The organism is Corynebacterium sp. ACRPZ (assembly GCF_022346205.1).
Classification (GTDB): Bacteria; Actinomycetota; Actinomycetes; order Mycobacteriales; family Mycobacteriaceae; genus Corynebacterium; species Corynebacterium lehmanniae.
On sequence record NZ_JAKRMR010000004.1, the window covers coordinates 167250 to 193511 of the forward strand.

33 protein-coding genes and 2 pseudogenes are annotated in these 26262 nt (G+C 63.8%); 23 read left to right on the forward strand and 12 right to left on the reverse strand.

The features are described from left to right. The first annotated feature begins 45 nt into the window (after positions 1-45). The 3 genes from MHX64_RS04475 to MHX64_RS04485 are packed head-to-tail and all read left to right on the forward strand — an operon-like array spanning position 46 to position 1771. Entirely contained in the window at positions 46-636 is a 591-nt protein-coding gene (locus MHX64_RS04475) for a hypothetical protein (RefSeq protein WP_181889779.1), read from the forward strand. Next, positions 633-1130, forward strand: coding sequence for a hypothetical protein (locus MHX64_RS04480; RefSeq protein WP_239355872.1), 498 nt, complete (start codon positions 633-635; stop codon positions 1128-1130). The genes MHX64_RS04475 and MHX64_RS04480 overlap by 4 nt, the downstream gene beginning before the upstream one ends. Continuing rightward, positions 1127-1771: a hypothetical protein gene (locus tag MHX64_RS04485; protein WP_181889781.1), complete on the forward strand. Its 645-nt coding sequence runs from the start codon at positions 1127-1129 to the stop codon at positions 1769-1771. The genes MHX64_RS04480 and MHX64_RS04485 overlap by 4 nt, the downstream gene beginning before the upstream one ends. Here the strand turns inward: MHX64_RS04485 and MHX64_RS04490 are convergent. Continuing rightward, positions 1741-3027 carry a hypothetical protein gene (locus tag MHX64_RS04490; RefSeq protein ID WP_239355871.1) on the reverse strand — a complete coding sequence of 429 codons (1287 nt, stop codon included), beginning with the start codon at positions 3025-3027 and terminating at the stop codon, positions 1741-1743. The two genes, MHX64_RS04485 and MHX64_RS04490, sit on opposite strands and share 31 nt — an antisense overlap. Positions 3028-3251: 224 nt before the next feature. On the opposite strand from MHX64_RS04490, the gene rpsL reads away from it, so the two are divergent. The 5 genes from rpsL (at position 3252) to MHX64_RS04515 (ending at position 8701) form a co-directional block, all read left to right on the forward strand. Beyond that, positions 3252-3623, forward strand: a complete 372-nt coding sequence (gene rpsL, locus MHX64_RS04495) for a 30S ribosomal protein S12 (protein ID WP_034997208.1) — start codon at positions 3252-3254, stop codon at positions 3621-3623. Positions 3624-3626: 3 nt separating this feature from the next. Beyond that, on the forward strand, positions 3627-4094 hold the full coding sequence (rpsG, locus tag MHX64_RS04500) for a 30S ribosomal protein S7 (protein WP_085956818.1): 468 nt from the start codon (positions 3627-3629) through the stop codon (positions 4092-4094). 202 nt (positions 4095-4296) lie between these two features. Further along, positions 4297-6420 (forward strand): elongation factor G, encoded by a 2124-nt coding sequence (fusA, locus tag MHX64_RS04505; RefSeq protein ID WP_239355870.1) that lies wholly within the window; start codon positions 4297-4299, stop codon positions 6418-6420. Positions 6421-6744: 324 nt separating this feature from the next. Then, the gene (gene tuf / locus MHX64_RS04510; RefSeq protein WP_181889784.1) at positions 6745-7935 is read left to right on the forward strand and encodes an elongation factor Tu; all 1191 of its coding nucleotides are present in this window, start codon (positions 6745-6747) and stop codon (positions 7933-7935) included. An 85-nt stretch (positions 7936-8020) separates the two neighbouring features. Next, the gene (locus MHX64_RS04515; RefSeq protein WP_239355869.1) at positions 8021-8701 is read left to right on the forward strand and encodes a hypothetical protein; all 681 of its coding nucleotides are present in this window, start codon (positions 8021-8023) and stop codon (positions 8699-8701) included. On the opposite strand, the gene MHX64_RS04520 is transcribed toward MHX64_RS04515, so the two are convergent. Genes MHX64_RS04520 through MHX64_RS04545 form a run of 6 tightly spaced genes read right to left on the reverse strand, consistent with a single transcriptional unit; the run spans position 8698 to position 11978 of the window. Further along, positions 8698-9258, reverse strand: a complete 561-nt coding sequence (locus MHX64_RS04520) for a hypothetical protein (RefSeq protein ID WP_181889786.1) — start codon at positions 9256-9258, stop codon at positions 8698-8700. The two genes, MHX64_RS04515 and MHX64_RS04520, sit on opposite strands and share 4 nt — an antisense overlap. Further along, positions 9255-9923: a hypothetical protein gene (locus MHX64_RS04525; protein ID WP_181889787.1), complete on the reverse strand. Its 669-nt coding sequence runs from the start codon at positions 9921-9923 to the stop codon at positions 9255-9257. The genes MHX64_RS04520 and MHX64_RS04525 overlap by 4 nt, the downstream gene beginning before the upstream one ends. Next, entirely contained in the window at positions 9907-10887 is a 981-nt protein-coding gene (locus MHX64_RS04530) for an Asp23/Gls24 family envelope stress response protein (protein ID WP_181889788.1), read from the reverse strand. The genes MHX64_RS04525 and MHX64_RS04530 overlap by 17 nt, the downstream gene beginning before the upstream one ends. Further along, positions 10887-11087, reverse strand: a complete 201-nt coding sequence (locus MHX64_RS04535; RefSeq protein WP_181889789.1) for a hypothetical protein — start codon at positions 11085-11087, stop codon at positions 10887-10889. Before MHX64_RS04535 ends, MHX64_RS04530 begins: the two co-directional genes overlap by 1 nt. Positions 11088-11129: 42 nt before the next feature. Continuing rightward, entirely contained in the window at positions 11130-11432 is a 303-nt protein-coding gene (locus MHX64_RS04540; RefSeq protein ID WP_181889790.1) for a hypothetical protein, read from the reverse strand. Positions 11433-11435: 3 nt separating this feature from the next. Beyond that, complete coding sequence (locus MHX64_RS04545) at positions 11436-11978, reverse strand: Asp23/Gls24 family envelope stress response protein (RefSeq protein WP_181889791.1); 543 nt, start codon at positions 11976-11978, stop codon at positions 11436-11438. A gap of 591 nt (positions 11979-12569) precedes the next feature. Between MHX64_RS04545 and rpsJ the strand changes: the two genes are divergently transcribed. The 13 genes from rpsJ (at position 12570) to glmS (ending at position 21978) form a co-directional block, all read left to right on the forward strand. After that, on the forward strand, positions 12570-12875 hold the full coding sequence (gene rpsJ, locus MHX64_RS04550) for a 30S ribosomal protein S10 (RefSeq protein WP_034997227.1): 306 nt from the start codon (positions 12570-12572) through the stop codon (positions 12873-12875). A 36-nt stretch (positions 12876-12911) separates the two neighbouring features. After that, entirely contained in the window at positions 12912-13568 is a 657-nt protein-coding gene (gene rplC / locus MHX64_RS04555) for a 50S ribosomal protein L3 (protein WP_181889792.1), read from the forward strand. After that, positions 13565-14230 (forward strand): 50S ribosomal protein L4, encoded by a 666-nt coding sequence (gene rplD / locus MHX64_RS04560; RefSeq protein ID WP_181889793.1) that lies wholly within the window; start codon positions 13565-13567, stop codon positions 14228-14230. Before rplC ends, rplD begins: the two co-directional genes overlap by 4 nt. After that, positions 14231-14536, forward strand: a complete 306-nt coding sequence (rplW, locus tag MHX64_RS04565) for a 50S ribosomal protein L23 (RefSeq protein ID WP_070475003.1) — start codon at positions 14231-14233, stop codon at positions 14534-14536. A gap of 42 nt (positions 14537-14578) precedes the next feature. Then, the gene (gene rplB, locus MHX64_RS04570; protein ID WP_181889794.1) at positions 14579-15412 is read left to right on the forward strand and encodes a 50S ribosomal protein L2; all 834 of its coding nucleotides are present in this window, start codon (positions 14579-14581) and stop codon (positions 15410-15412) included. Between the two features lie 16 nt (positions 15413-15428). Beyond that, on the forward strand, positions 15429-15704 hold the full coding sequence (gene rpsS / locus MHX64_RS04575; protein ID WP_018017481.1) for a 30S ribosomal protein S19: 276 nt from the start codon (positions 15429-15431) through the stop codon (positions 15702-15704). A gap of 3 nt (positions 15705-15707) precedes the next feature. Beyond that, positions 15708-16067 (forward strand): 50S ribosomal protein L22, encoded by a 360-nt coding sequence (gene rplV, locus MHX64_RS04580; RefSeq protein WP_070475001.1) that lies wholly within the window; start codon positions 15708-15710, stop codon positions 16065-16067. Next, entirely contained in the window at positions 16067-16810 is a 744-nt protein-coding gene (gene rpsC, locus MHX64_RS04585) for a 30S ribosomal protein S3 (protein ID WP_181889795.1), read from the forward strand. The genes rplV and rpsC overlap by 1 nt, the downstream gene beginning before the upstream one ends. Before the next feature lie 3 nt (positions 16811-16813). Further along, positions 16814-17230 carry a 50S ribosomal protein L16 gene (gene rplP, locus MHX64_RS04590; protein WP_181889796.1) on the forward strand — a complete coding sequence of 139 codons (417 nt, stop codon included), beginning with the start codon at positions 16814-16816 and terminating at the stop codon, positions 17228-17230. Next, on the forward strand, positions 17230-17469 hold the full coding sequence (gene rpmC, locus MHX64_RS04595; RefSeq protein ID WP_085956803.1) for a 50S ribosomal protein L29: 240 nt from the start codon (positions 17230-17232) through the stop codon (positions 17467-17469). The genes rplP and rpmC overlap by 1 nt, the downstream gene beginning before the upstream one ends. 2 nt (positions 17470-17471) lie before the next feature. Beyond that, a complete protein-coding gene (gene rpsQ, locus MHX64_RS04600) occupies positions 17472-17756 on the forward strand; it encodes a 30S ribosomal protein S17 (RefSeq protein ID WP_181889797.1) in 285 nt (94 codons plus the stop codon). A 156-nt stretch (positions 17757-17912) separates the two neighbouring features. Continuing rightward, positions 17913-20009, forward strand: a complete 2097-nt coding sequence (locus MHX64_RS04605) for a PhoX family phosphatase (RefSeq protein ID WP_239356005.1) — start codon at positions 17913-17915, stop codon at positions 20007-20009. 103 nt (positions 20010-20112) lie between these two features. Continuing rightward, the gene (gene glmS / locus MHX64_RS04610) at positions 20113-21978 is read left to right on the forward strand and encodes a glutamine--fructose-6-phosphate transaminase (isomerizing) (RefSeq protein ID WP_181889800.1); all 1866 of its coding nucleotides are present in this window, start codon (positions 20113-20115) and stop codon (positions 21976-21978) included. A 228-nt stretch (positions 21979-22206) separates the two neighbouring features. Here glmS and MHX64_RS04615 read toward each other — a convergent pair whose 3' ends face one another. From MHX64_RS04615 to MHX64_RS04625, 3 genes are all read right to left on the reverse strand, one after another. Further along, on the reverse strand, positions 22207-22806 hold the full coding sequence (locus MHX64_RS04615) for a Fic family protein (RefSeq protein ID WP_239355868.1): 600 nt from the start codon (positions 22804-22806) through the stop codon (positions 22207-22209). 101 nt (positions 22807-22907) lie between these two features. Further along, a complete protein-coding gene (locus MHX64_RS04620) occupies positions 22908-23129 on the reverse strand; it encodes an antitoxin VbhA family protein (protein WP_070844957.1) in 222 nt (73 codons plus the stop codon). 251 nt (positions 23130-23380) lie between these two features. After that, positions 23381-24247: a carbohydrate kinase gene (locus tag MHX64_RS04625; RefSeq protein WP_239355867.1), complete on the reverse strand. Its 867-nt coding sequence runs from the start codon at positions 24245-24247 to the stop codon at positions 23381-23383. A gap of 85 nt (positions 24248-24332) precedes the next feature. Between MHX64_RS04625 and MHX64_RS04630 the strand changes: the two are divergent. Further along, positions 24333-24685: pseudogene (locus MHX64_RS04630) on the forward strand (transposase); the annotation flags it as partial. A gap of 113 nt (positions 24686-24798) precedes the next feature. Here MHX64_RS04630 and MHX64_RS04635 read toward each other — a convergent pair. Beyond that, the gene (locus tag MHX64_RS04635; protein WP_239355866.1) at positions 24799-25158 is read right to left on the reverse strand and encodes a hypothetical protein; all 360 of its coding nucleotides are present in this window, start codon (positions 25156-25158) and stop codon (positions 24799-24801) included. Between the two features lie 229 nt (positions 25159-25387). Further along, on the reverse strand, positions 25388-25606 hold the full coding sequence (locus MHX64_RS04640) for a recombinase family protein (protein ID WP_239355865.1): 219 nt from the start codon (positions 25604-25606) through the stop codon (positions 25388-25390). Positions 25607-25793: 187 nt separating this feature from the next. Here MHX64_RS04640 and MHX64_RS04645 point away from each other — a divergent pair. Continuing rightward, a pseudogene (locus tag MHX64_RS04645) lies at positions 25794-26262 on the forward strand (Trp family transcriptional regulator); the annotation flags it as partial.

The window sequence follows — 26262 nt, forward strand, 5'->3', positions numbered from 1 at the left end:
GCGAAAGGCGCGCAGAAGTGCACGTATTCTGCTTAGATTCGACGTGTGAGCGAAAAGTCGGCGAAGCACCAGCCCGTGCGGGGGTTGGCGAAGTCGGTCGCGGCGGACATCGGGACGAGGACGAACGCGACCGTCGCGGGCTTGCTTGCGCTCGCCGGCGTGACAGGGCTGGCCGGCGGGTTCGAGGAGGCGGCGCCCGAGCAAGTCGTCACCGCCACCGAGACGGCGGAGCCGCAGGAGCTGGACGTTTCGCCGTTGACCGTCCAGGTGCAACGCACCTACGTCCTCGACGGCGCGCGGGTGGTGCACATGCGGCTGACCAACACCGCTGAGCGGCCCATCTACGCGGTGCAGTGGCACCAGGCGTTTGATCTGGAGGATTCAGCGTCGGAGGAGCAGCCGAAGTTCCAAAAGATCGACGCGCGCCTCACCAGCGACGAGGACTTCGAGAGCGTCCCGCTGCCGGACAACCAGCTGCTAAACCCCGGCGTGCCGCAGGACATCGCCCTCGTGTTCAGCGGCGAAGACGCCGGCGACACGCTGGTGGTGTGGTCGATGGAGTACCGCAAGTCCTTCCTGGACGGCGACAAAACCTGGTTTGCCAAAGAGCGCGTGGCGGAGGTGGAGCTGCGATGAATTTCCGCAGGGTGTGGACCACCGCCGCGGCACTCGCGTTGCTTGTGCTGGGCATGCAGCTTCGCGACGTGCTGCCCAACGCCGCCGACCGCGCCGCCGCAAGCTTCGACTACGCCAACTCGGCCCCGATCATCGGCGACGTGGAGGACGTGCAGGTCACCGTGGCGGAGACCTTCAACGGCACTGCCTCCAACGCCAGGTGGGTGGTGGTGGACTACCAGTTCACCCAGGACCAGGAGGTGTTGCTTGGCGCGGAGATTGAGGCGGCCGGCGGGAACCTCTACGCGCCGGAGAACACCCCGGGCAACGCGTGCGAGCTGACCTACCCGGGGCTGCGCAGCCCCTGCACGCTGGTGTTTGAGATGCCGGAGGAGGAGGCCGAAGCCGCCACGCTGTATTTCTACGTGGGCAACCGGATGGGCCCGCGCGTGGTGGTGCAGCTGCCGGAGACGCAGCGGCAATCCCGGGTGACCCGTGAGGCGGTGTGGTTGTGAGGAAGCTCTGGTGGGCAAGCGCGCCCGTGGCTGCCGGTCTGATGCTCGCGGCGTCGTCCCAGCCGTACTTCAGCCTGGTCAGGCCGTGGACGTGGTCGCAGGAGCAGGTGATCGCCGCGGGCGCTGCGGGCAGCTTCGACCTGCCGGTCGCGGATTTCGACGGCGCACGGCACCAAGCGGACGTCGAGGTGCTCGGCTTCCAGGCAGTGGAGGACGAAAGCCAGATCGGCCTGCACTCCCCGGAGGGATTCACCATCTGGGCGGTGTTGACGCAGTGGCACGCGCCGGCGGAGTCGGTGCTGGAGAACTGCCGCATGTGGGTGACCGGCTCGGACGGCAAGGAGTATCTGCGCAAGGACGGGCTGTTCGGCACGCCCATCGACGACTTCAGCGCCCTGCACGCCTGCACCCCGCCGGGGGAGGCCGGCCCCGTGGTCCGGGTGGACGAGATCGGTTCCACCGGACAGCACCTCGAGCCGGGTGATCCGCGCCCGGACGAGTGGCGCAAGGTCACCCCGCTGGCGCTGCCGGACGGCGTGCAACCGGTCAAGCTGCATATCGGGTGGGACTTTCCCCACTACGCCACGGTGGTGCTGCCGGAGCCGAAGGTCTACGTGGATTCCCCTTCTTTCGGCGAGTAGCTGTGCCGCAGGAAGAAGTCCAGGCCTGAGGCGATTAGGCACACCACCACCAGCAGGTACACCGCCCGCGCGACCACCAGCAGGTAGTTGAGGACCTGTTCCGCGGCCATCTTGCTGTCCACCGGGCCGATGAGGGTGCGCCCAAGCTCGACCACGCCAAGCTCGACGCTGGTGGCCAGCATGAACACGATGCAGAAGATGGTCATGGGCACCAGCCCCGCCCGCGCAAGGGTGCGCAGCCCTTTGAGCGTCGCCTTGATGGGCCCGACCACGGGCTGCAGCGCCTCGTCGACCGCATGCTTGGCCTCGTTGTGGGCGGCGGCCTGCATGCGTTTGCGGATGCTTACCGACGCCCCCTCCGGCGCCTCCTCGACCTTCGCATCTTCCGCCTTCTTGGCGGCGAGCGTGGTGCCGAAGACCACGGCGCCGAGCGTCAGCCACGCAATCGGAACGGTCACTAGTTGGTTCAGCGCCGGTAGTTGGTCGGCGAGCCAGCCCCACGCGTCGCCAAGCACGCCGGTGTGCTCAGCGACGTCGGTTTTCAGCTCTTCATAGCGTTGGTGGGCCGGGGCCAGGCTGCGGCGGGAAAGCGCCCAGTCCTGCACGGCGCTGAGCCGGTTGGTCAAGAACACCGACACTGTGGTCATCCACAGCACTTCCAGGTAAGCGGCGAGGTAGGTGAATCCGAGGCCCTTCTCCGCCAGGGCGAAGTAGCCGATGACTTTGCGCAGCACTATGGTGCCGGCGATTAGGCCGATCAGGGCGGCGGTGTCGTCGATAAATGCGCGCGTGAAGTCCGCTTCAAAGCCTCGGTTGAAGTGCTCGTCGTAGGTGGTGGCGCGGCGGAACGCGGCGAGGTCCTCTTTGAGCAGGCCGTGGGTGGAGTACACCGTGAGGAAACTGATCAGCATGCCCCCGGCAGAAAGCAGGCGCACCCGGGAAGAACCGTCCTTGCGGTCCGGAAACGTCGCCGCGAGAAACGGCAGCGAGGGGCGCAAAAGCCACAGCGAGAAGATGATGGACAACATCACCATCAGCGGCGCCAGCGGCATGACAAGGCTGGCGGCGAGGCTACTGAATGTGGAGAGCCACACCGCCAGCCAAATCACGGCCTGGCGCCCGGCAAGGCCGAGGCATACCGCTGTGACCAGCTGCGGCAGGTGGCGAAACAGCAGACCCGCCGCGCGTGCCGGGATCACCGCGGACTCAACAGCAACGTCGCGCAGCGACTGGGAGACACCCGTCCAAGGAGCCATGGCAGCAGTGTAACCGGGCAACCGCGGACACGCAGTTTGCTTTGCGACGTTCCTACGGTGTACCTTTAGCGAGGTTTCGCCCGTATCTTGCGGCGCGAAGTACTCGAACTCCATGCGACTCGTTCACACGGTAGTTCATGCAATCGGCAGGGCCCCGAAGAAGAGCCCCCATTTTTGCATGTATGGCCGGGTGTGGGCGGGACGCGCTAACAGAAAGAGCGTGAATGCCTACTATTCAGCAGCTGGTCCGCAAGGGCCGCCACGATAAGTCCACCAAGGTGGCGACCGCTGCGCTGAAGGGTTCCCCGCAGCGCCGCGGCGTGTGCACCCGCGTGTACACCACCACTCCGAAGAAGCCGAACTCTGCGCTGCGTAAGGTCGCCCGTGTGCGCCTGACCTCCGGCATCGAGGTTTCCGCATACATCCCGGGCGAGGGCCACAACCTGCAGGAGCACTCCATGGTGCTCGTGCGCGGCGGTCGCGTGAAGGACCTGCCGGGTGTGCGCTACAAGATCGTCCGCGGCGCTCTGGATACCCAGGGTGTGAAGGACCGCAAGCAGGCTCGCTCCCGTTACGGCGCGAAGAAGGGACAGTAAACAATGCGTAAGCAGCAAGCACCGAAGCGTCCCGTAGTCAAGGATCCGGTTTACAACTCCGAGCTGGTCACCATGCTGGTGAACAAGATCCTGCAGGACGGCAAGAAGTCCACCGCAGAGCGCATCGTTTACGGCGCGCTCGAGCAGTGCCGTGAGAAGACCGGCACCGACCCGGTTGGCACCTTGGAGAAGGCCATCGGCAACATCCGCCCGGACCTCGAGGTTCGCTCCCGCCGTGTCGGTGGCGCGACCTACCAGGTCCCGGTCGACGTCAAGCCGGCCCGCTCCACCACCCTCGCACTGCGTTGGCTGGTCACCTTCACCCGTCAGCGCCGCGAGAACTCCATGATGGAGCGCCTCGCCAACGAGATCCTGGATGCTTCCAACGGTCTCGGCGCCTCCGTGAAGCGCCGCGAGGACACCCACAAGATGGCCGAGGCCAACCGCGCCTTCGCCCACTACCGCTGGTAGTCGCTGGAGCAAGGCGAAGCATGGAAACCCGGAAACTGCATACCCGCTTCCTAGGGAAGCGAGCTGGTGCGTTTCCGGGTTTTTCCAGCTGAGTCGGACCTCACGCTGCCACTTCCGCGATGTAGTGGCAGAATTGACAAAGGACAACTGACCGACATAGGCGCCGACAGGCGTCGACGACTTCAAAGTTGGGGTATTTAACGTGGCACAAGAAGTGCTTAAGGACCTGAACAAGGTCCGCAACATCGGCATCATGGCCCACATTGACGCCGGTAAGACCACCACGACCGAGCGCATCCTCTTCTACACGGGCATCAACCGCAAGGTTGGCGAGACCCACGATGGCGGCGCCACCACTGACTGGATGGAGCAGGAGAAGGAGCGCGGTATCACCATTACGTCCGCTGCTGTGACCTGCTTCTGGAACAACAACCAGATCAACATCATCGACACCCCGGGTCACGTGGACTTCACCGTCGAGGTGGAGCGCTCCCTGCGCGTGCTGGACGGCGCTGTTGCAGTGTTCGACGGCAAGGAGGGCGTGGAGCCGCAGTCCGAGCAGGTGTGGCGTCAGGCCGCGAAGTACGACGTTCCGCGTATCTGCTTTGTCAACAAGATGGACAAGCTGGGCGCTGACTTCTACTACACCGTCGGTACCATCGTCGACCGCCTCGGTGCGAAGCCGTTGGTTATGCAGCTGCCGATTGGCGCTGAGGACGACTTCGACGGCGTCGTTGACCTCATCGACATGAAGGCCCTGCTGTGGCCGGGCAAGGTCGAGACCGGCACCCCGCCGCAGATCCAGGAGATCCCGGAGGATCTCAAGGACAAGGCTGAGGAGTACCGCGAGAAGCTGCTCGAGACCGTCGCAGAGTCCGACGAGGAGCTCATGGAGAAGTACTTCGGCGGCGAGGAGCTGACGAAGGAAGAGATCCAGGCAGCCATCCGCAAGATGACCATCGCTTCCGAGATCTACCCGGTGTTCTGCGGTACCGCTTACCGCAACAAGGGCATCGAGCCGATCCTTGACGCTGTCGTCGCATACCTGCCGAGCCCGATCGACATCGGCGACGTCCACGGCACCTCCGTCGACGGTGAAGAGGAGCTGACCCGTAAGCCGTCCGTCGAGGAGCCGTTCTCCGCTCTGGCGTTCAAGATCGCCGTCCACCCGTTCTTTGGCAAGCTCACCTACGTGCGCGTCTACTCCGGCCAGGCCATCCCGGGCGAGCAGATGCTCAACTCCACGAAGTCCAAGAAGGAGCGCGTGGGCAAGCTCTTCCAGATGCACGCGAACAAGGAGAACCCGGTCGAGCACGCCGACGCCGGCAACATCTACGCGTTCATCGGCCTGAAGGAAACCACCACGGGCGACACCCTGTGCAACCCGGATCACCCGATCATCCTCGAGTCCATGGACTTCCCGGACCCGGTGATCCAGGTGGCCATCGAGCCGAAGACCAAGGCTGACCAGGAGAAGCTGGGCACCGCTATCCAGAAGCTCGCTGAAGAGGACCCGACCTTCACCGTCCAGCTGGACGAGGAGACCGGCCAGACCGTCATCGGCGGCATGGGCGAGCTGCACCTCGACGTCCTGGTGGACCGCATGAAGCGCGAGTTCAAGGTCGAGGCGAACATCGGTTCCCCGCAGGTTGCGTACCGCGAGACCATCCGCAAGAAGGTGGAGTCCCTGGACTACACCCACAAGAAGCAGACCGGTGGTTCCGGCCAGTTCGCGAAGGTCATCGTCACCATCGAGCCGTACTCCCCGGACCCGGAGGAGCTGGAAGAGGGCGAGTCCGCTTCCTACAAGTTCGAGAACGCCGTCACCGGTGGCCGCGTGCCGAAGGAGTACATCCCGTCCGTGGACGCTGGTATCCAGGACGCGATGCAGTACGGCTTCCTCGCCGGCTTCCCGCTGGTGAACATCAAGGCCACGCTTGAGGACGGCGCTTACCACGACGTCGACTCCTCAGAAATGGCGTTCAAGCTCGCTGGCTCCCAGGTGCTGAAGGAAGCTGTCGCCAAGGCGAAGCCGGTCCTGCTCGAGCCGGTCATGGCCGTTGAGGTTGTGACCCCGGAGGAGTACATGGGCACCGTCAACGGTGACATCAGCTCCCGCCGCGGCCAGGTCTTCGCTATGGAGGACCGCTCCGGCGCGAAGGTCGTCAAGGCGAAGGTGCCGCTGTCCGAGATGTTCGGATACATCGGCGACCTGCGTTCCTCCACCGCCGGCCGCGCGAACTTCACCATGGTGTTCGACTCCTACGCTGAGGTTCCGCAGTCCGTCGCTCAGGAGATCATCGACGAGCGCAACGGCAACAAGTAGTTGCCGCCCGCCCCTCCTCACGGGTCCGCACCGCGTGCCAGCGGTGCGGCGCGGATTCCGCGGAGGCGGGGTGAGAGGGCAGCGGCCGCGCTGAGGAACCGCCCACTAACCGGGCGGTGTCTGAGCCGGCCGTTACCCTCTAGGTCGATCCGGGGGAAACGGCAAGGCCGGTTTGAAAAACGGCCGCTGGAAACCTAGGATCTTGTAACTGGCACATTGTGAAATGGCTCCCGTATCCGTGCCCTACGCTGGGCGCGGGCCGGGGCGTATGTAAACCACGTGGCTGCGAAGGTCGTAGTCACCATGAAGTCCAGGAGGACAACAGTGGCAAAGGAAAAGTTCGAGCGCACTAAGCCGCACGTGAACATCGGCACCATCGGTCACGTCGACCACGGCAAGACCACCACCACCGCCGCTATCACCAAGGTGCTGGCAGATGCTTACCCGGAGGAGAACAAGGCCTTCGCCTTCGACGCAATCGATAAGGCTCCGGAGGAGCGCGAGCGCGGCATCACCATCAACATCTCCCACGTGGAGTACAACACCCCGAAGCGCCACTACGCTCACGTGGACGCCCCGGGCCACGCCGACTACATCAAGAACATGATTACCGGCGCTGCTCAGATGGACGGCGCAATCCTCGTGGTTGCTGCTACCGACGGCCCGATGCCGCAGACCCGCGAGCACGTGCTGCTCGCTCGCCAGGTCGGCGTTCCGTACATCCTCGTCGCTCTGAACAAGTGCGACATGGTCGACGATGAGGAAATCATCGAGCTCGTCGAGATGGAGGTCCGCGAGCTGCTGGCCGAGCAGGAGTACGACGAAGATGCTCCGATCGTCCACATCTCCGCTCTGAAGGCTCTCGAGGGCGACGAGAAGTGGGTTCAGTCCGTCATCGACCTCATGCAGGCTTGCGACGACTCCATCCCGGATCCGGAGCGCGAGACCGACAAGCCGTTCCTGATGCCGATCGAGGACATCTTCACCATTTCCGGCCGCGGCACCGTGGTTACCGGTCGTGTGGAGCGTGGCGTGCTCAACCTCAACGACGAGGTCGAGATCATCGGTATCCGCGAGAAGTCCCAGAAGACCACCGTCACCTCCATCGAGATGTTCAACAAGCTTCTTGACACCGCTGAGGCTGGCGACAACGCAGCTCTGCTGCTCCGTGGCCTGAAGCGCGAGGACGTCGAGCGTGGCCAGGTTGTCATCCACCCGGGCGCTTACACCCCGCACTCCAAGTTCGAGGGTTCCGTCTACGTCCTGTCCAAGGACGAGGGCGGCCGCCACACCCCGTTCTTCGACAACTACCGTCCGCAGTTCTACTTCCGCACCACCGACGTCACCGGCGTTGTGAAGCTGCCGGAGGGCACCGAGATGGTCATGCCGGGCGACAACGTCGAGATGTCCGTCGAGCTGATCCAGTCGGTCGCTATGGACGAGGGCCTGCGCTTCGCTATCCGCGAGGGCTCCCGCACCGTCGGTGCTGGCCGCGTCACCAAGATCCTGGACTAATTCCAGACCTGGTGTAACCAGCTGACGTAGAAGCCGTCTTCCCCGCCGGGGAAGGCGGCTTTTCGCATGCGCTAGGCTCTCATGCGTGCACGACCCCACCCGAATCCCACGCCTGACCCAGGCGCTGCAGCGTGCCTGGGAGGGCCAGCCGGACCTGAACTTCGCCCAGCTCATCGGCGTGCTGCAAAACCGCGGCCTAGGGTGGGGCACAACAGACGACGAGACCATGGAGCTCTTTGCGGCGATGGAGCGCGAGCATCCTTCGCTTATCGACGCCACCGCCGGCCCCCACACCATCACCACCCTCAACCCGCCGCACCTGGTGACCATCACGGGCGGCTACGTGGTGGTGCGCAGCGGCACCGATCCCGAACGTATGCCATCTGTGTGGCGGATGGGCGGGATGCGCAAGACCGGCCCCGGTCTTCCGTTAGTCGTCTCCGACGAGGAAGGCGTGGAGCACCGCCTGGGGATAGTGTCGTTGGTGGAGCGGATTGCGGGGGAAGCGGAGGCGTCGATAAGCATCGCGCAATCGGCGGTGGGCAGTAGGCGCTGGCTGGTCCAATTCAGCGACGGCGCGCGAGCCGTGGTGGGGCAGCGCATCCGCCTCTGGCGGGTAGACGGGCGGGCAGTGGACACCAAACGTATCGCCTGGAGCGAGACTCTGCGCTGCGAACCTGGTGCGGAGATGGAAATAGCCCCAGCGGGCGGCGGGATGCCGGTCTCGCTGGGGCTGGTGCAGCTCGTGCTGGAGTTGGAACGCTAGGCGGTAATCCGATCCAGCTGGAGCTTCCACACCGAGTCAATGTCCATGGTGTGATTAGCCATGCGGAAGTCCTGATCCGCGGCCTCGATGATGCGCACGGCATCATCGAGCGGGTACTCCGGGTTGGCAAAGACGGTGAACGTCGCGGTCGGACGCTGGCCCACCATCGCCACCTTGCTGGACGCGCGGCGGATCTCGTTGGCGTCCTCCAGGGAGGAGCACGCTGCCTCGGCAACCCGCTGGACGTTGATGACAGTCTCGCCGTGCTCCGGATCCGCAGGCAGGATGCCACGGTTCGAAAACGCGCGGGACCGGATGTTCGCCAGCAGGATCCACAGGCCCAGGATTGCCGCCACGACAGCGCCGATGATCAGCGCGGTGACGTAGTGGTCCTGGTAAGCCAGGTCGATCAGGCGGGTGCGGTCGAGGTAGTCGGCCGCGTCGACGAGGTAGGGGATCTGCCAGTACTCGGCGACCGGGAAAAGGCCAGCGGCGATCAACAGCAAACTGAGCAGGAAGAGCACTAGTCGGTTGAAGAAGCTGAGTGTCTTCGTCATCGCGTCACCTCCGGGGTCGTCGTGGTGGCGGGCGCGGACTCCGTAGTGGTCTGAGGCGCGCCTGAACGCTGGGCAGTCGATTGCTGCGTAGCAGGGCTGGGCAGCAACTTCACCGACACAGCCGGCGGGGTTTGCAGGGCATGGAACTCACCGTTCAAGGATTGGGTGATGCGCTCCTGCATGGCGGCGCCGGATCCGTCGTCGACTACTTGCACCTTCACATTCTTGCGGTTCGCCTTCGTGCTCACCTGTTCACCGCCGAGGTCCCCGCGGGTGGTGAACGTGGCCTTGCGGGCGATGTCCACCGGGCGGGTCCAAATGGAGGCGGGGGAGTTCACCCGCACGTAGCCGTGCGGGCGCGGCTTGAACGTGAAGAACAACAGGATCAGGCCGAGCAGCACCAGAATGATGCCCACGACAACTGCCGTCACATCGGCCTCAAAGGAACCGAGGAAGTCCCAGGTGCGGCCCAGCCAGGAGTCCGACGGGGCCTCGTCGCCGTAGAAGTGGTACCACAGGTCGCGCGCCGCGACGCCAGCCAGCGCGAGCAGCAGCAGGCTAATCAGCACCGCGAACCAGCGCGAGGCCGGGTTGCCCAGCGGCTCGTCGCCCGGGTGCGGGCCCACTGCTTGAGCTGGGGGTGCAGTGTTAGCGGGAGCGGTCATAGTACTTCACCACCGGTTCAATCGTGATCTGCTTAAGCGGCTTCGGCGCGGGCGCCGTGGGCACCACTACCGGCTGCGGCCCAGGTGCGGAGGAAATCGGGGCGCGCGCCACCGGCTCCACCACGATGGGCTTGAGCGGCGGGCGGTTGACCGTGATCTCCTTCAGCGGAGCGCGGCGCGGCAGCGGCACCTCGCGGGGCTGGGCGAAACGCTGGACGTCCACAGGCTTGAGCGCCTGCAGTGGGGGCAGCTGCGGATGGCGGGCGACAAGCTCGTTCGCCTGCGGCGACCACGGCTGCACCGGTTCCGGCGGGAACGGGACCCGCGCCTCCGTCGGAGAGGTGTGGATGGCAACGAGGCGCTGCGGCTCCGGCACCTCGGGGGAGAACGTGCGCACTGGCTCCGGGGTCTCCGGAGTAAACGTGCGCACCGGCTCCGGCTGGTCCGGGTGCTCCACCTCGATTGGGGCGGGGACGACCACATCCCGCATGTCTTCGACGAGCGAGCGCGCCTCGATCGGCATGAGCTGCTCGAGTGGCTTGGTCACGGGGTGCTCCACGCGGGTCGGGGAGACCTCGATGGGGGTCGGGATCACGAAGGCTTCGTGCTCCGCCACCTGGTCCCAGGTCACGCGGCCGGTATCGGGGAGGGTTTCCACATTGGCCACTGTGACCTTCACGCGCGAGACGTCCAGGCCCACCAACGTGCGGATGTGCGCGATGATGGTTGCGCGCACAGCGTCGGTGATGGCAGCTACCGGGGCGGGGTAGGAGGTGGCAATCTCGGTGTCCACCGCCACTGTGCCCGTCGCCTGGTCCAGCCGGGCGTGGATGCGCGGGAAGCTGCGTCCCGCGAGCCCGGCCAGCTTTGCGTCGATGGTCCGGCATCCCGGCACCGCCGCAGCTGCCACCTCAGCGACGCGCTCGATGGTGCGCTCACTGACGTGGTAGAAGGAATTATCCATTAGCTTCGGCCTCTGCCGGTGCCGTTACTCAGGGCCGCGGACAGGTCCAGACGGCCGTCGAGCTGGGCCCCGACAACCCCGCCGATGATGGTGAACAGCAGCAGCCAGAGCAGGCCCGGCCAACCGCCGAAGGTGACAAAGAAGGCGATTACAACACCGATGAGGATGCCGGTCAGCGCCTTGTTAGCAAAAAGATTCATAATAAAACCACGTTTCGGGTTATGAGGTTGGGGCGGGCAGCGCTACTGCGCGTCGCCTGCGACAACGTCCACGAACTCCGCATCGGATGCGCCGAGAACAGCCGCCCGGACATCCTCGGCCACGTCCTGCACCTTGCGGCCGGATGCGACGTCGAAGACGAAGTGGACTTCAAATCCGGTTCGGCCGTCCCGCGAGATGGCCTTCAGGCCTTCAATGCGGGTGTTGGGCAGGTAGGTCGCGATCTCGCCGACGCGGCCGCCGTGCAATGCGGCGACCCCGTCGACAGCGACGGCGGCATCGCGGACGCCCTCCGCAACCTCGCGGCTAACGGGGGTGTAGGCCATGGCTTACTGGTTGATCGGCTGGTTGACAGCCTGGTAGTTCGCGTTGGTGTCCTCGAGCTGCTCGGCGCCCTCCTGCTCCGGCAGGTGCACGTCGTGCACGGTGACGTCCACGCGGTCCACGATCAGGCCGGTCATGCGGGTGATGGCGACGGTGACGTTCTCGCGGATAGCGTTAGCCAGCTCGTGGATGGCCACGCCGTACTCGGCGATGATGGCGACGGCGACGGAAGCGTGGCCGTCCTCGACCGCCACGTTGACGCCCTGCTGGACGTTGGTGGAGGAGGTCAGGGACTCGCGCACAGCGCCCCACATGCGGGCAGCGCCGCCGCCCAGGTTGTTCACACCGGAGACCTCACGGGCAGCGATGCCTGCGATCTTGCCCACAACGTTGTCGTCGATGACGGTGGAGCCGTGCTCGGTCTCCAGGTTCTCGTTGCGCGGGCGGACCTGCTCCGGCTCCACTGCGGTAGAGGAGGAAGCCGGGGTGTTAGCGCCGGTGGTCTTTGCGGTGTTTGCAGAGGTCTCGTTAACGTTCTTGTCGGCCATGACGGTCCTTTCAATCTGTAAATACTGTGCATCCGTGACCTCCGGATGTGAGGCGCACGGTCTGGAAATAAAGGGTACACAGATCTAATCGCTCGGGCTGGGGTGAGGAGAAGGTGATACCAAGTTGCAATATTTGTGGGCTCGCCGGAGGTTCGTCGTGAAGCGGGGCTTGTGCTTCCTGCAACCTTGTGTTTTAATACCCAGGTTGCCTTGACATGGGCCGGGTGAAACCGGCCGGTGGCCAGGCAAACATGACACCTTCCAACCGGAAGAAACCGGAGAAGGGCCATGGCAAATTCACAGCGGCAGTACGCAAGGGTCACGCGCCCTTCCGAGTCTGACACCCAGGCATGTGCTTATAGACGGGCACGCCTTGGCGGAAGCACTGAAACAGCATGAATTTGCTCGGTCACCTTCCGGACGTGTCATGGCAGTCAGAAACGACACTGGCGTTGAGCCAAGGGCCCAGCCCGGACAACGTTATAGAGAAACTAGAAGCTACAAACCCCACCGCTTCGCCCGTTTCTCACTCCGTTCGAAATGAGCGGGAGAGAATAAGGACGAACGTGGGGATGCGAGGAAGAGGTAAGCGTGGCGGGACAGAAGATCCGCATCAGGCTCAAGGCTTACGACCACGAGGCGATCGACGCATCCGCGAAGAAGATCGTCGAGACGGTCACCCGCACGGGTGCCCGCGTCGTGGGCCCGGTGCCGTTGCCCACCCAGAAGAACGTGTACGCCGTTATTCGTTCTCCCCACAAGTACAAGGATTCTCGCGAGCACTTCGAGATGCGCACTCACAAGCGCCTCATCGACATTCTCGACCCGACGCCCAAGACGGTGGACGCGCTCATGCGCATCGACCTGCCGGCAAGCGTCGACGTGAACATCCAGTAGAGCAATCCCCAACGTAAGTAGTGGAGAACTAACAACATGTCTGAGAACCAGATCAAGGGCATTCTGGGCAAGAAGCTCGGCATGACCCAGATCTTCGACGAGGACAACCGTGTTATCCCGGTTACCGTCGTCGAAGCTGGGCCGTGCGTGGTCACCCAGATCCGTACCCCTGAGACCGATGGCTACTCCGCCATCCAGATCGCCTACGGCGACATCGATCCCCGTAAGGCAAAGAAGCCACAGGCCGGCCACTTCAAGAAGGCCGGCGTGAACCCGCGCCGTTTCGTCGCCGAGATCCGCATGGAGGACACCTCGGGCTACGAGCTCGGCCAGGAATTCAACGCAACCATCTTCGAGGGCGACACCTACGTGGACGTCGCCGGCACCACCAAGGGCCACGGCTACGCCGGCGCCATGAAGCGCCACGGCTTCGCCGGCCAGGGTGCCGCACACGGTAACCAGGCTGCGCACCGCCGCGTGGGCTCCATCGGCGCCTGCGCAACCCCGGGCCGCGTGTTCAAGGGCACGCGCATGGCAGGCCGCATGGGCGGTAACCGCGTTACCACCCAGAACCTGAAGATCCAACGCATCGACGGCGACAACAACCTCATCCTGATCAAGGGCGCCATCCCGGGCGCAAAGGGTTCCGTTGTCACCGTCAAGACCGCAGTGAAGGGCGGTGCTCACGCATGACGAACCTGACGCTTGACGTCCACACCGCTGACGGAGCCACCAAGGGCTCTGTCGATCTCCCGGCCGAGTTCTTCGACCGCGAGGCTTCCGTGGCGCTGATGCACCAGGTTGTGAACGCACAGCTTGCTGCAGCTCGCCAGGGCACCCACGCGACGAAGACCCGCGGCATGGTTTCCGGCGGCGGCAAGAAGCCGTTCCGCCAGAAGGGCACCGGCCGCGCACGCCAGGGTTCCACCCGTGCGCCGCACTTCACCGGCGGCGGCACCGTGCACGGTCCGCAGCCGCGTTCCTACGCGCAGCGCACCCCGAAGAAGATGATCAAGGCTGCCCTCGCAGGCGCTTTGACCAACCGCGCACAGAACGAGCGCATCCACATCGTGGAGGACCTGGTTCCGGGCCAGACCCCGTCGACCAAGTCCGCCCGCGCTTTCATCGAGCGCCTCACGGACCGCAAGTCGGTTCTGCTGGTGATCGGCCGTGATGACGTGAACTCCCGCCTTTCCGCAAGGAATCTGCCGGGCGTCCACATCATTGAGCCGACCCAGCTGAACGCATACGACGTACTCAACGCTGACGATGTCGTGTTCTCGGTCGAGGCGCTGCACACCTTCGTCAACCGCGGCAAGGAGCTCGCTACCGCCGCTGCGGAGGAGGAGAAGTAAATGGCTAAGATCGCGAACCCGCGCGACATCATCATCGCGCCCGTGCTCTCCGAGAAGAGCTACGGCCTGATGGAGCAGAACACCTACACGTTCTTCGTCGCTCCGTCGGCCAACAAGACCCAGATCAAGATTGCCGTGGAGCAGATCTTCGGCGTCGACGTCGCATCGGTGAACACCGCTAACCGCGAGGGCAAGCGCAAGCGCTCCCGCACCGGCTACGGCCAGCGCAAGGACACCAAGCGCGCCTACGTCACGCTCCGCGAGGGCAGCGACTCCATCGACATCTTCGGAGGTGCGACGGCCTAACGGCTATCGCACAGCGAAGAGGACGATAGAAAAGGAACCATTATGGCTATTCGCAAGTACAAGCCGACAACTCCGGGTCGCCGTGCCAGCTCCGTTTCCGCGTTCGAGGAGATCACTCGCTCGACCCCGGAAAAGTCGCTGCTGCGCCCGCTCCCGAAGAAGGGTGGCCGTAACTCTCACGGCCACATCACCACCCGTCACCGCGGCGGCGGCCACAAGCGCCGTTACCGCGTGATCGACTTCCGCCGCTCCGACAAGGACGGCGTGCTGGCAAAGGTCGCTCACATCGAGTACGACCCGAACCGCACCGCAAACATTGCGCTGCTGCACTACTACGACGGCGAGAAGCGCTACATCATCGCGCCGAAGGGCCTGACCCAGGGCACCGTCGTCGAGGCTGGTCCGAACGCCGACATCAAGGTCGGCAACAACCTGCCGCTGCGCAACATCCCGACCGGTACGACCATCCACGCTGTGGAGCTCAAGCCGGGTGCTGGTGCCAAGCTCGCCCGCTCCGCCGGTGCGTCCATCCAGCTGCTGGGTAAGGAAGGCAACTACGCAGTCCTGCGTATGCCGTCTTCCGAGATCCGTCGCGTGGACATCCGCTGCCGCGCCACCATCGGTGAGGTCGGCAACGCCGACCAGATCAACATCCGCTGGGGCAAGGCCGGCCGCATGCGCTGGAAGGGCTGGCGCCCGACCGTGCGTGGTGTGGTCATGAACCCGGTCGACCACCCGCACGGTGGTGGCGAGGGCAAGACCTCGGGTGGCCGCCACCCGGTGTCGCCGTGGGGCCAGAAGGAAGGCCGCACCCGCAACCCGAACCGTTATTCCAACAACATGATCGTGCGGCGCCGCCGCTCGAAGAAGCGCTAAGAGGAGGTAAACAGACATGCCACGTAGCCTGAAGAAAGGCCCGTTCGTCGACGAGCACCTCCTCAACAAGGTGGACGCTCAGAACGAGGCTGGCACCAAGCAGGTCATCAAGACCTGGTCGCGCCGTTCGACCATTCTCCCCGATTTCATCGGTCACACCTTCGCCGTCCACGACGGCCGCAAGCACGTGCCGGTGTTCGTCGACGAGTCCATGGTCGGCCACAAGCTCGGCGAGTTTGCACCGACCAAGACCTTCAAGGGTCACGTCAAGGAACAGAAGGGACGTCGATAAGCAATGGCTGACACCATCACCACTGCATCCGCGACGGCCAAGTTTGTCCGCGTCTCGCCGATGAAGGCCCGCCGCGTGCTGGCACTCGTCCGCGGCAAGGACGTTGCCGAGGCCCTCGCGATCCTGAAGTACGCACCGCAGGGTGCTGCCAAGGACGTTGCGAAGGTTGTCGCCTCCGCAGCGGCCAACGCTGAGAACAACTTCGGCCTGGACCCGCGCACGCTCGTCATCTCCGAGTGCTACGCAAACGAGGGCCCGACCATGCGCCGCTACCAGCCGCGCGCCCAGGGCCGCGCCTTCCAGATCCGGAAGCGCACCTCCCACATCACCGTTGTTGTCGAGTCCAAGGAAGGGGCCAAGTAATGGGCCAGAAGATTCACCCGCACGGCCTGCGCCTGGGTATCACTTCCGACTGGAAGTCCCACTGGTACGCCGACAAGAACTACGCTGACTACGTTGCGGAGGACATCAAGGTCCGCGAGTACCTCGAGAAGAACCTCGAGCGCGCCGGCATCTCCGACATCGTCATCGAGCGCACCCGCGACCGCGTGCGTGTGGACATCCACACCGCTCGTCCGGGCATCGTCATCGGCCGCCGCGGCGCTGAGGCAGACCGCATCCGTCGCGAGCTGGAGAAGCTCACCGGCAAGATGGTCGCGCTGAACATCATCGAGGTCAAGAACATCGATGCCGACGCAACCCTGGTTGCACAGTCCATCGCTGAGCAGCTGGTAAACCGTGTCGCGTTCCGTCGCGCCATGCGTAAGGCCATCCAGTCCGCGATGCGCAACCCGCAGGTCAAGGGCATCAAGGTTATGACGTCCGGCCGTCTCGGCGGCGCGGAAATGTCCCGTGTCGAGCGCTACCACGAGGGTCGCGTTCCGCTGCACACCCTGCGTGCAGAGATCGATTACGGCACGGCAGAAGCACACACCACCTTTGGCGTCATCGGCGTCAAGGTGTGGATCTACAAGGGCGACGTCGTGGGCGGTGTCCGCGAGTCCGAGCTCAACGCTCCGAAGAACGAGCGCGGTGGCCGTGGCGACCGTCGCCCGCGCCGCGGCGGCCAGCGTCGCCAGCGTGCAGAGCAGAAGAAGGAGGGCTAATTCATGCTCATCCCTAAGCGCGTGAAGTACCGCCGTCAGCACCGTCCGCACCGCACGGGCGTGTCCAAGGGCGGCAACAAGATCACCTTCGGCGACTACGGCCTGCAGGCGCTCGAGCCGGCGTACATCACCAACCGCCAGATCGAGTCCGCACGTATCGCCATCAACCGCCACGTCAAGCGTGGTGGCAAGGTGTGGATCAACATCTTCCCGGATCGTCCGTTGACCCAGAAGCCGCTCGGCGTGCGTATGGGTTCCGGTAAGGGCCCGGTGGAGAAGTGGGTGGCCAACGTCAAGCCTGGCCGCATTCTTTTCGAAATGTCCTACCCGAACGAGGAGACTGCAATCGAGGCTCTGCGCCGCGCTGGCGCGAAGCTGCCGTGCAAGGTCCGCGTGATTAAGAAGGAGGACCAGTTCTAATGGCAACCGGTACCCCCGCATCTGAGTTCCGCGAGCTCAACGACGATGAGCTGCGCACCCGTCTGACCGAGGCGAAGGAGGAGCTGTTCAACCTGCGCTTCCAGCTCGCGACCGGCCAGCTCACCAACAACCGCCGCATCTCCACCGTGAAGCGCGACATCGCTCGCATCTACACGGTGCTGCGCGAGCGCGAGCTCGGCCTGTCCGTTGTCCCGGAGTCCACGGGAGCTGAGGCATAACCATGAGTGAGGCAAACGTGACTGAGAACACCAAGGTCAAGGCAGTGCAGAAGCGTCGTCGTGGCTACGTTGTGTCCGACAAGATGGACAAGACGATCGTCGTCGAGGTTGAGGACCGCAAGTCCCACGCCCTGTACGGCAAAATCGTGCGTACCACCACCCGCGTGAAGGCACACGACGAGGAGAACACCGCCGGCATCGGCGACCTCGTCCTCATCGAGGAGACGCGTCCGCTGTCCAAGGACAAGCACTTCCGTCTCGTCGACATCATCGAGAAGGCTCGCTAAGAGCACCTAGCTTTTCGACGTCGTACCCGTCCAACCTCGTGTTGGGCGGGTATTTTCGTGTGTTTGACAACTGTTCACCCGGATTTCGGCGCTCATTTACTCGTGTTGAGTAACTTCTTCCAGGCCAAACTCTGTATACGCTTCCTGGGAGAACTCATGCCTATCAAGGGTATTAACCTGCTGTTCCAGTCCAAGCGCTCGTCTTTGACCTGTACCTACAAGTGCGGCAACGCGTGTGCTGGCGATTGCACCAACGAGTCCGACAACCCGTACTTCGGCGACCTGATGTCCCGCCGCGGCGTGCTGAAGGCATTCGGTGCTGGCACCGTGACCCTCGGCGGCGGCGCACTGCTCGCCGCCTGCGGCGTCGACGAGGATGTGGCGGAAACCACCGAATCCGCGACGGCCACCTCCACCAGCACCGAGGTCGCGAAGGCTGAGATCAAGCCGGCTGCTGGCATGCGTTTCGACGGCGTGCAGCCGAACGAGAAGGACGAGGTTGTCGTCCCGGCGGGCTACGACACCTCTGTGCTGATCGCCTGGGGCGACCCGGTGTACGAGGACGCGCCTGAGTTCGACCCGAACAACCAGACCGCCGCAGCTGCAGCCCGCCAGTTCGGCTTCAACAACGACTTCGCCGGCCTGATGGAGCACCCGACCGACAAGAACCGCATGCTCTACGTCTGCTCCCACGAGTACTCCACTGAACCGCAGATGCTGCCGAACTACGATCCGGAGAACCCGACGGACGAGCAGATCAATATCGGCATTGCCAGCCACGGCCACACCGTCCTCGAGGTGTCCAAGGACCCCAAGACCGGTGAGCTCAAGCGCGAGTTCGGCCCGCTGAACCGCCGCATCACTGGCGAGACCGAGTTCAAGATCGTCGGGCCGGCTGCCGGCCACGACCTGCTCAAGACCTCCGCCGATCCGACCGGCACCACGGTCTTCGGCACCTTCAACAACTGCTCCGGCGGTGTGACCCCGTGGGGCACCTTCCTTTCTGGCGAGGAGAACATCGACCAGTACTGGGCCAACGCCGCCGCCGTCACCGGTGAGCGCCCGGCCGCGGACGTGAAGCGCTTCGGCGTGTCCGAGGACGCGTCGCAGCGCAAGTGGGAGCGCCTGCACGACCGCTTCGACCTGGCGAAGGAGCCGAACGAGTTCAACCGCTTCGGCTACCTGGTTGAGATCAACCCGTACGATCCGGAGTCCGTCCCGGTCAAGCACACCGCCCTGGGCCGTTTCAAGCACGAGGCCGGCAACGTCCACGTCACCGAGGACGGCACCGTGGTGTGCTACTCCGGCGACGACGCGCGCTTCGAGTACATCTACAAGTTCGTCTCCTCCAAGAAGGTCAAGGAGGGCGACATCGCCCACAACATGGCAATCCTCGACGAGGGCACCCTCTACGTCGCCAACCTCGAAGGCAACTCCGAGGCCGGCGAGATCACCGGCGACGGCGACCTGCCCAAGGACGGCGACTTTGACGGCACCGGCAAGTGGATCCCGCTGCTGACCGCCCATGCCGACGGCACCGCCGAGTCCCACGTGGACGGCTTCACCGGCGAAGAGGTGGCCATCTACACCCGCCTCGCCGCAGACGAGGTCGGCGCCACGAAGATGGACCGCCCGGAGGACTTCGAGGTCAACCCGGTCAACGGCAAGCTCTACGTCGCGCTGACCAACAACAGCTACCGCGGCGCCACCGGCGAGAACGCCAAGAAGAGCAAGGAAGACGTCACCGAGTACGCGCCGATCCGCGAGAACAAGAACGGCCTGGTCATGGAGATCGAGGACGACTACGCAGGCACCGAGTTCAAGTGGAACCTGCTGCTCGTCTGCGGCGACCCGAACGCCGCGTCGACCTACTTCGGCGGCTTCCCCAAGGAGCAAGTGTCCCCGATTTCCTGCCCGGACAACGTCGCGTTCGACTCCCACGGCAACCTGTGGATCTCCACCGACGGCAACGCGCTCGGCACTAACGACGGCCTGTACGCCGTCGGCCTCGAGGGTGAGAACCGCGGCCAGGTGCTGTGCTTCCTCACCGTGCCGTACGCCGCTGAGACCTGCGGCCCGATCGTCACCGACGAGCTGGTCCTGGTCAACGTCCAGCACCCGGGCGAGGAGGACGATGCCACCTTTGAAAAGCCCGCGTCCCACTGGCCCGACGGTGGCAACTCCGTTCCGCGCCCGGCCGTTGCTCAGGTGTTCCGCACCGACGGCCAGAAGATCGGCATGGAGAAGGCTTAAACGCTAGGTGTCTTTTGCTCGAACCCGCCGCTGTCCACACTCGTGGCCCGTGGCGGGTTTTCCACTTTCTACAGACAACTAAACTGGAGTAAAATTTTTCCCCATGTGTGGAATCGTTGGATACGTAGGCGCCGGCACCGCTGAGCGCGACGCGAAAAATGTCATTGTCGAGGGACTGCGCCGCCTCGAATACCGCGGATACGACTCCGCCGGTGTCGCGGTTGCCAACAACGGCGTCATCGAGTGCCGCAAGAAGGCCGGCAAAGTTGCAGACCTGGAAGCCGAAATCTCGGACAACCCAATTGCGGCTTCCAAGCTCGGCATCGGGCACACCCGCTGGGCAACCCACGGCGGACCGACCGATGCAAACGCCCACCCGCACGTCGTCGGCGACGGCCGCATGGCTGTGGTCCACAACGGCATCATCGAGAACTTTTCGGCGTTGAAGGCGGAGCTCGTCGATAAGGGCTACCGCTTCGTCTCCGAGACCGACACCGAGGTCGCCGGCACCCTGCTGCTGGACATCTACGACAAGGAAGCAGACGGCGACCTCACCCGCGCGATGCAGCTGACCGCGCAGCGCCTCGAAGGCGCCTTCACCCTGCTGGCGATCCACGCAGACCACCCGGACCGCATCGTCGCAGCGCGCTGGAACTCCCCGCTGGTCATCGGCGTCGGCGAGAACGAAAACTTCCTCAGCTCCGACGTCGCCGGCTTCATCGAATTCACCCGCGACGCCGTGGAGATGGACAACGGCCAGATTGTCACCCTGACCGCCGAGGGCTACGAGGTCTGCGACTTCGACGGCAACCCCGCCGAAGCCAAGCCGTTCACCGTCGAATGGGACGTCACCGCCGCGGAAAAGGGCGGCTTCAACTCCTTCATGGAAAAGGAGATCCACGACCAGCCCACCGCCGTCCGCGACACCCTCTACGGACGCTTCGACGAACAGGGCAAGCTCATCCTCGACGAGCTGCGCATCGACGAATCCGTGCTGCGCTCCATCAACAAAATCATCATCGTCGCCTGCGGCACCGCCTCCTACGCGGGCCAGGTGGCGCGCTACGCCATCGAGCACTGGTGCCGCATCCCGACGGAGGTGGAGCTCGCCCACGAGTTCCGCTACCGCGACCCGATCGTCAACGAGCGCACCCTCGTGGTCGCTGTGTCCCAGTCTGGCGAAACCATGGACACGCTCATGGCCGTGCGCCACGCCCGCGAGCAGGGCGCGAAGGTGATTGCCATCTGCAACACCGTCGGTTCCTCCATCCCGCGCGAGGCAGACGCGTCGCTGTACACCTACGCCGGCCCGGAGATCGCCGTGGCGTCGACGAAGGCGTTCATCTCCCAGATCGTGGCCGCCTACCTGCTTGCCCTGTACCTGGCACAGGTGCGCGGCAACAAGTACGCCGACGAGATCCGCCAGATCGTGGACGAGCTGCAGGAAATGCCGGACAAGATCCAGCAGGTGCTGGACAATGAGGGCCAGGTCAAGCAGCTGGGCCAGGACATGTCGGACGCGAAGTCCGTGCTGTTCCTAGGTCGCCACGTCGGCTTCCCAGTCGCTCTCGAAGGCGCGCTGAAGCTCAAGGAGGTGGCCTACCTGCACTCCGAGGGCTTCGCCGCTGGCGAGCTCAAGCACGGCCCGATCGCGCTCGTGGAGGAAGGCCAGCCGGTGTTCATCATCGTGCCGTCCAAGCGCTCCCGCAATAACCTGCACGCCAAGGTCGTCTCCAACATCCAGGAGGTCCGCGCCCGCGGTGCGGTGACCATCGTGATCGCGGAAGACGGCGACACGGACGTGGAGGCATACGCCGACCACATCATCCGCATCCCGCAGTCCGCCGGCCTGATGCAGCCGCTGTTGTCCACCATCCCGCTGCAGATCTTCGCCTCCTCCGTGGCGGAGGCCCGCGGCCTGAACGTGGACCAGCCGCGCAACCTGGCTAAGTCCGTGACGGTGGAGTAGGGGAACTTCGGGCGTTTATAGCGCCGGGCTCTCGGGCGGTTTCGTCCCTGCCCGGTGCCTTCTTTTGTGCCGGTTTCGCGGATCGTCTAGCAGTGTGTAGGAGAGTGCTAGACGATCACGCACCGGGTGTTGCGTTTGCCCAGGTGATGTTGGAAAAAGTTGTCGTTAGCAGCGTGATCGTATAGCAGCGGTGGTGAGCCGCTAGACGATCCGCCGATCGGGCCCGAGTTAGCGAGAAGCGGGAGACCACGCCGCTCCGGGATTTGCGCGACGGAACTCCATCATCCGGTGGAAGACCTCAGCTGCACCAGCTCTTTGGCCTTGCGTCTTGCTGAGTGAGCCACTGCCGTCGGGAAGATCTGTCGGGGCGAATACGCCGGGGCGCAGTACCTGCGCGAGAAACGAGGGGTCGGCAGTTGCGGCGCCAACGTATCGGGCAGCGTGCGCCTCGGTGGCGTCGATACGCGTCCAGTCCACCGCCCACCCTGCGGCGCGCAGCATCTGATCGAAGAAGTACCGCTGTGTGCGGGAGTTGCCGTCGCGGAACGGGTGCACGATTGTGAGCTCGCTCCAGTGATCTGCGACGATCCGCACCGCAGACTCGATTTCTGACGACGAAGGCGGCAACTTCGCGATGCGGCTCATGACCCGGTCAAGCTCAGTGTCGACGTACTGCGCCCGGCACATGGCCATTCCCATTGCGCCGACCTCCTCGGTGCGGATCTCGCCGGCCCACGGGTAGATGTCTTGCATCAGGTAGTGGTGGGTGCGCAGGAGTGATTCGCGGGTGAACTCGGTGAGGGGAGGGCCGAGCTCGAGCTCACCCAACCGTTGCGTAGCAAGGCTCCCAGCGATGCGTTCTAGCTGCGCGGGATCTGAAATCCCAAACAGGTTATCGGGTGCTTCCCGGCTCTGTCGGGCCACGATGCTTAGGCCACGCCGGCGATACGTCGGCGCAGTTCGTGTGCGCGTGGCGAATCGCCCAGCCCCTCGCGCTCCAAGACAAGCAATACTGCCTCGTCGGCGGAGACCTCGCTACGGAATTGCCGTCTTAGCAGCGCTTCGTCCTCGGCTGATAGGGGTTGCCCCGCCATGACCATGGAGGCGTTCACGGCGGCAACCTTTTGGTCTTCACTGCGCAGGTCGGTCATGGTGCAGCATTTTACCTGTTCAGGAGTAGAAGCGGAACCCTGCGGATCTGCTAGCTCCGCTTTGGACGGCACTAGCAGATCAACTGTCCAAGTTTTTGTTTGTGCAGGTGATGTTGAAAGGCGTTGTCGGTAAGAGCGTGATCTGCTAGTTACCTGGAAGAGGGCGGGGCGGGGAACTAGCAGATCCGCGCGCCGGGGGGGTGAGAAGACGGTGCCAGACCGGAACCCCACAGACCCGCGCAGATCCGCGCCTACACCAGCTCGTGCAGATACGGCGTGTCGGCGCCGGTGCGGGAAACGGTGATGGCGGCGGCGCGGGCGGCGAAGTCCAGGATCTCGCGCCACTCGCCTTCGCCCAGCGCCAACAGCGCGGAACGGTCGAGGCCGTGGACGTCGAACTGGTGCACCAGCGCGGCCATGATGGTGTCGCCGGCGCCGATGGTGTCCGCGACCTCCACGGCGGGGGCCTGCACTTCGCAAACGCCGAACGGTGCGCGGACGCGGATGCCGTCGCCGCCGAGGGTGGTCACCACGACGGGCACGTCGGAGGTGTCGCCGAGGAAATCGACTTCCTCGTCGGAAAGCTTCAGCACCGTCACCGATTCCAAAAGCCCGCGCAGGAACAGGCGGTGCTTCTCGGAGGAAAACGCGGGCCGAAGATTGGGGTCCAGGCACACGATCGCGCCGTTGTCGGCGCTGATACGCGCGGCTTCGGCGTAGCGCAGCGAGCCGGGTTCCAGGGCCAGGGACAACGTGCCGAACACTGCGTAGCCGCTCTCCACCGGCACCGGTTGGGCGAGCCGGTCCGCGGTGCCGTTGACGTAGAAGGTGTAGGAGGCGGAGCCGTCGTCACGCAATGTGGTTACTGCGAGGGTGGTGGGTTCCTCACCGCTGGGGCACAGCGAGAGGTCGACGCCGGCGTCGAGGAGCGATTGGCGCAGCGCTGCGCCGTACGCGTCGGAGGAGAGGCGTGACTGGAACGCCACGTCGGCGCTGAAGCGCCCGAGCGCGCGGGCCACGTTGAACGGGCCGCCGCCGAGCGCCGGAGTGAGCGGCGTGAGCGGGCCGGGGGCGGAAGGCACGAGGTCGACCAGGGCTTCGCCGTACACGGTGATCATGCGTCATAGATTAAACACATGTCGTACCGGCCGAAACACCACCTCACCGCGCCCCAGGGCCAGGGATGCAGTGGAGTTCTGTCAGCAGAAGCTCCCGGATGTGGCCGATTACCTGGAGGAAGCCCTAGATGAACTGCTGGCGTTCACCCAGTGCCCACAATCGGTGTGGACTAATAACCCCACCGAAAGGCTTCATCGGGAGATCCGCCGGCGTACCGATGTTATTGGGATCTTCCCAAATCGGGATGCTGTCGTGCGCCTGGTCGGGACTGTCCTGGCGGAACAACATGCGTGAGAAGGATCCAGCAGAAACGCTACATGTCGTTGACCAGCTTGAAACAGACCAGGGTGATGATCACGGCGAACATCATCGATGTCGGTGAAACCAGACCTGCTATTGACCAGCAGGAGACAGCATCAATCAGCATCGGTTCCTAACACGAGATAGTCCGTAAGGTCGCTACCCTGCTAGTTTTCTCGAAAGGGCAGATACACCACTTCCGCGGACTTGACCGGCTATTACAGTATTTAATGACACTGTGCCGTCAGGATCACTCCCCGTTAGAGCACTCACTCAGCATACTGAGGTAGGCTATTTTCCTTCTACGACTAAGTTCCCTAATCGTAGAGTAGATGGCTTCACCAATGTGCTCGATTTCTTCGTGGGTAGATGCGGCCATAAAAGAGACCTTGACTCTATTTAGGTTTAGCACTTCTGGATTTACGGGAGTACCGAAATCATCGATCCATTGACGTTCTAGATCAAATTCATCTACCGCAAGTGCGGTAGACTCTACGGTCGGTTCACCCACTAAGGGGATTTTAGATCGTATCGCCTTGACGACCTGCTCTGTAGCATATTCCAAATCGTGGTCGGTCGCGTAGAGGAAGACCTCTTCAGTCAGAGACATAGATGAGCGTTTAGTCACCATGGACTCATCCTAGCTGGCGCCGGATATGGAATAGCGCCTCAGATCCTCTCCAAAAATACCTACCCTAGAGGGCCTGGTACCTCTTTTATTAGGGGACGCAGGATGGGGTTTTAGACTTTCCCGGAGGAGTTGGAGCAGGTGGACCCCGGTAAGTGGGGGTGCCGTGGATATAATCAGCTAAAAGCTGTAGTTCAACAGCTCCCCTCCATCAAGTATTTATAGAGCGTAGTCCGCCCGCTCCCGAGTCGGCGGGCCACCTCCGCTTTGGGCAAATCCACTGTCGAGCTTGAGCGACCTGGACATCGGTAAGCGCCTTCACCCGACCCTTGTACACACCGCGTGCCTTCGCGTGGGCAATCCCCTCGGCCTGGCGCTCCTTAATGATAGAGCGATCAAACTCCGCCACAGAACCCACCAAACCCAGCATGAGCTTTGCGATCGGATCAGCCTTCGCGGAATAGGTCCGCCTTGTTGCGACCGGCTAGTTGGTAGCGGTGTGGTGACTTTCGGGTAGCGGTTTAGTGAGTATCCGGTAGCGGGGTTTGCGGTGGCGGGTGATGCTTTCGGGTGGTTGCACCACAGGGGTGTAGCCGGTTACCGGAAGGAGTCCGCTGATGACGGATTACCGGGCGGTGATGAAGCTGCTTGTGCAGCAGCGTTCGTACCGCCAGATTGAACAACAGCTCGGGTGCTCGCACCGCGCGATTTCCCGGTCGAACCAGGTGCTTCGATCCCTCGGGATTCGCACTATCGACCAGGTGTTGGCGCTGACGGATGATGAGCTCGACGAGTTATTCGTAGATGGGCGCAGCACCGGCCAGGGCGAATTCGTCCCCATCGATTTTGATGCGGTGGTCAAAGCCCGCACGGGGCGTGACAAGCAGACACTGCAAGTGCTGTGGGCGCGCTACACCACCACACCTGCTTTACCCGGCCAGCTCCATTACAGCTACGACCGGTTCCGCCAGTTGGTGGCGTCCCATGTCGATGCGGCCGGTTTGACCGCACGCATCACCCACACACCGGGGCACACCATGCAGGTGGATTGGGCAGGCACCAAGATGCGCCTGTTCGACCCTTATG

Coding starts and splice junctions, on each gene's coding strand:
- glmS (WP_181889800.1), top strand. CDS start 20,113: ATGTGTGGAATCGTTGGATACGTAGGCGCCGGCACCGCTGAGCGCGAC.
- MHX64_RS04525 (WP_181889787.1), bottom strand. CDS start 9,923: ATGACCGCTCCCGCTAACACTGCACCCCCAGCTCAAGCAGTGGGCCCG.
- rplB (WP_181889794.1), top strand. CDS start 14,579: ATGGCTATTCGCAAGTACAAGCCGACAACTCCGGGTCGCCGTGCCAGC.
- rpmC (WP_085956803.1), top strand. CDS start 17,230: ATGGCAACCGGTACCCCCGCATCTGAGTTCCGCGAGCTCAACGACGAT.
- MHX64_RS04535 (WP_181889789.1), bottom strand. CDS start 11,087: ATGAATCTTTTTGCTAACAAGGCGCTGACCGGCATCCTCATCGGTGTT.
- MHX64_RS04520 (WP_181889786.1), bottom strand. CDS start 9,258: ATGACGAAGACACTCAGCTTCTTCAACCGACTAGTGCTCTTCCTGCTC.
- MHX64_RS04545 (WP_181889791.1), bottom strand. CDS start 11,978: ATGGCCGACAAGAACGTTAACGAGACCTCTGCAAACACCGCAAAGACC.
- MHX64_RS04530 (WP_181889788.1), bottom strand. CDS start 10,887: ATGGATAATTCCTTCTACCACGTCAGTGAGCGCACCATCGAGCGCGTC.
- rplP (WP_181889796.1), top strand. CDS start 16,814: ATGCTCATCCCTAAGCGCGTGAAGTACCGCCGTCAGCACCGTCCGCAC.
- rplW (WP_070475003.1), top strand. CDS start 14,231: ATGGCTAAGATCGCGAACCCGCGCGACATCATCATCGCGCCCGTGCTC.
- rplV (WP_070475001.1), top strand. CDS start 15,708: ATGGCTGACACCATCACCACTGCATCCGCGACGGCCAAGTTTGTCCGC.
- rpsG (WP_085956818.1), top strand. CDS start 3,627: ATGCGTAAGCAGCAAGCACCGAAGCGTCCCGTAGTCAAGGATCCGGTT.
- MHX64_RS04640 (WP_239355865.1), bottom strand. CDS start 25,606: ATGCTGGGTTTGGTGGGTTCTGTGGCGGAGTTTGATCGCTCTATCATT.
- rpsS (WP_018017481.1), top strand. CDS start 15,429: ATGCCACGTAGCCTGAAGAAAGGCCCGTTCGTCGACGAGCACCTCCTC.
- rpsQ (WP_181889797.1), top strand. CDS start 17,472: ATGAGTGAGGCAAACGTGACTGAGAACACCAAGGTCAAGGCAGTGCAG.
- MHX64_RS04490 (WP_239355871.1), bottom strand. CDS start 3,027: ATGGCTCCTTGGACGGGTGTCTCCCAGTCGCTGCGCGACGTTGCTGTT.
- MHX64_RS04540 (WP_181889790.1), bottom strand. CDS start 11,432: ATGGCCTACACCCCCGTTAGCCGCGAGGTTGCGGAGGGCGTCCGCGAT.
- rpsC (WP_181889795.1), top strand. CDS start 16,067: ATGGGCCAGAAGATTCACCCGCACGGCCTGCGCCTGGGTATCACTTCC.
- MHX64_RS04635 (WP_239355866.1), bottom strand. CDS start 25,158: ATGTCTCTGACTGAAGAGGTCTTCCTCTACGCGACCGACCACGATTTG.
- rplC (WP_181889792.1), top strand. CDS start 12,912: ATGTCTGAGAACCAGATCAAGGGCATTCTGGGCAAGAAGCTCGGCATG.
- rpsL (WP_034997208.1), top strand. CDS start 3,252: ATGCCTACTATTCAGCAGCTGGTCCGCAAGGGCCGCCACGATAAGTCC.
- MHX64_RS04605 (WP_239356005.1), top strand. CDS start 17,913: ATGCCTATCAAGGGTATTAACCTGCTGTTCCAGTCCAAGCGCTCGTCT.
- rplD (WP_181889793.1), top strand. CDS start 13,565: ATGACGAACCTGACGCTTGACGTCCACACCGCTGACGGAGCCACCAAG.
- MHX64_RS04620 (WP_070844957.1), bottom strand. CDS start 23,129: ATGACCGACCTGCGCAGTGAAGACCAAAAGGTTGCCGCCGTGAACGCC.
- MHX64_RS04480 (WP_239355872.1), top strand. CDS start 633: ATGAATTTCCGCAGGGTGTGGACCACCGCCGCGGCACTCGCGTTGCTT.
- MHX64_RS04625 (WP_239355867.1), bottom strand. CDS start 24,247: ATGATCACCGTGTACGGCGAAGCCCTGGTCGACCTCGTGCCTTCCGCC.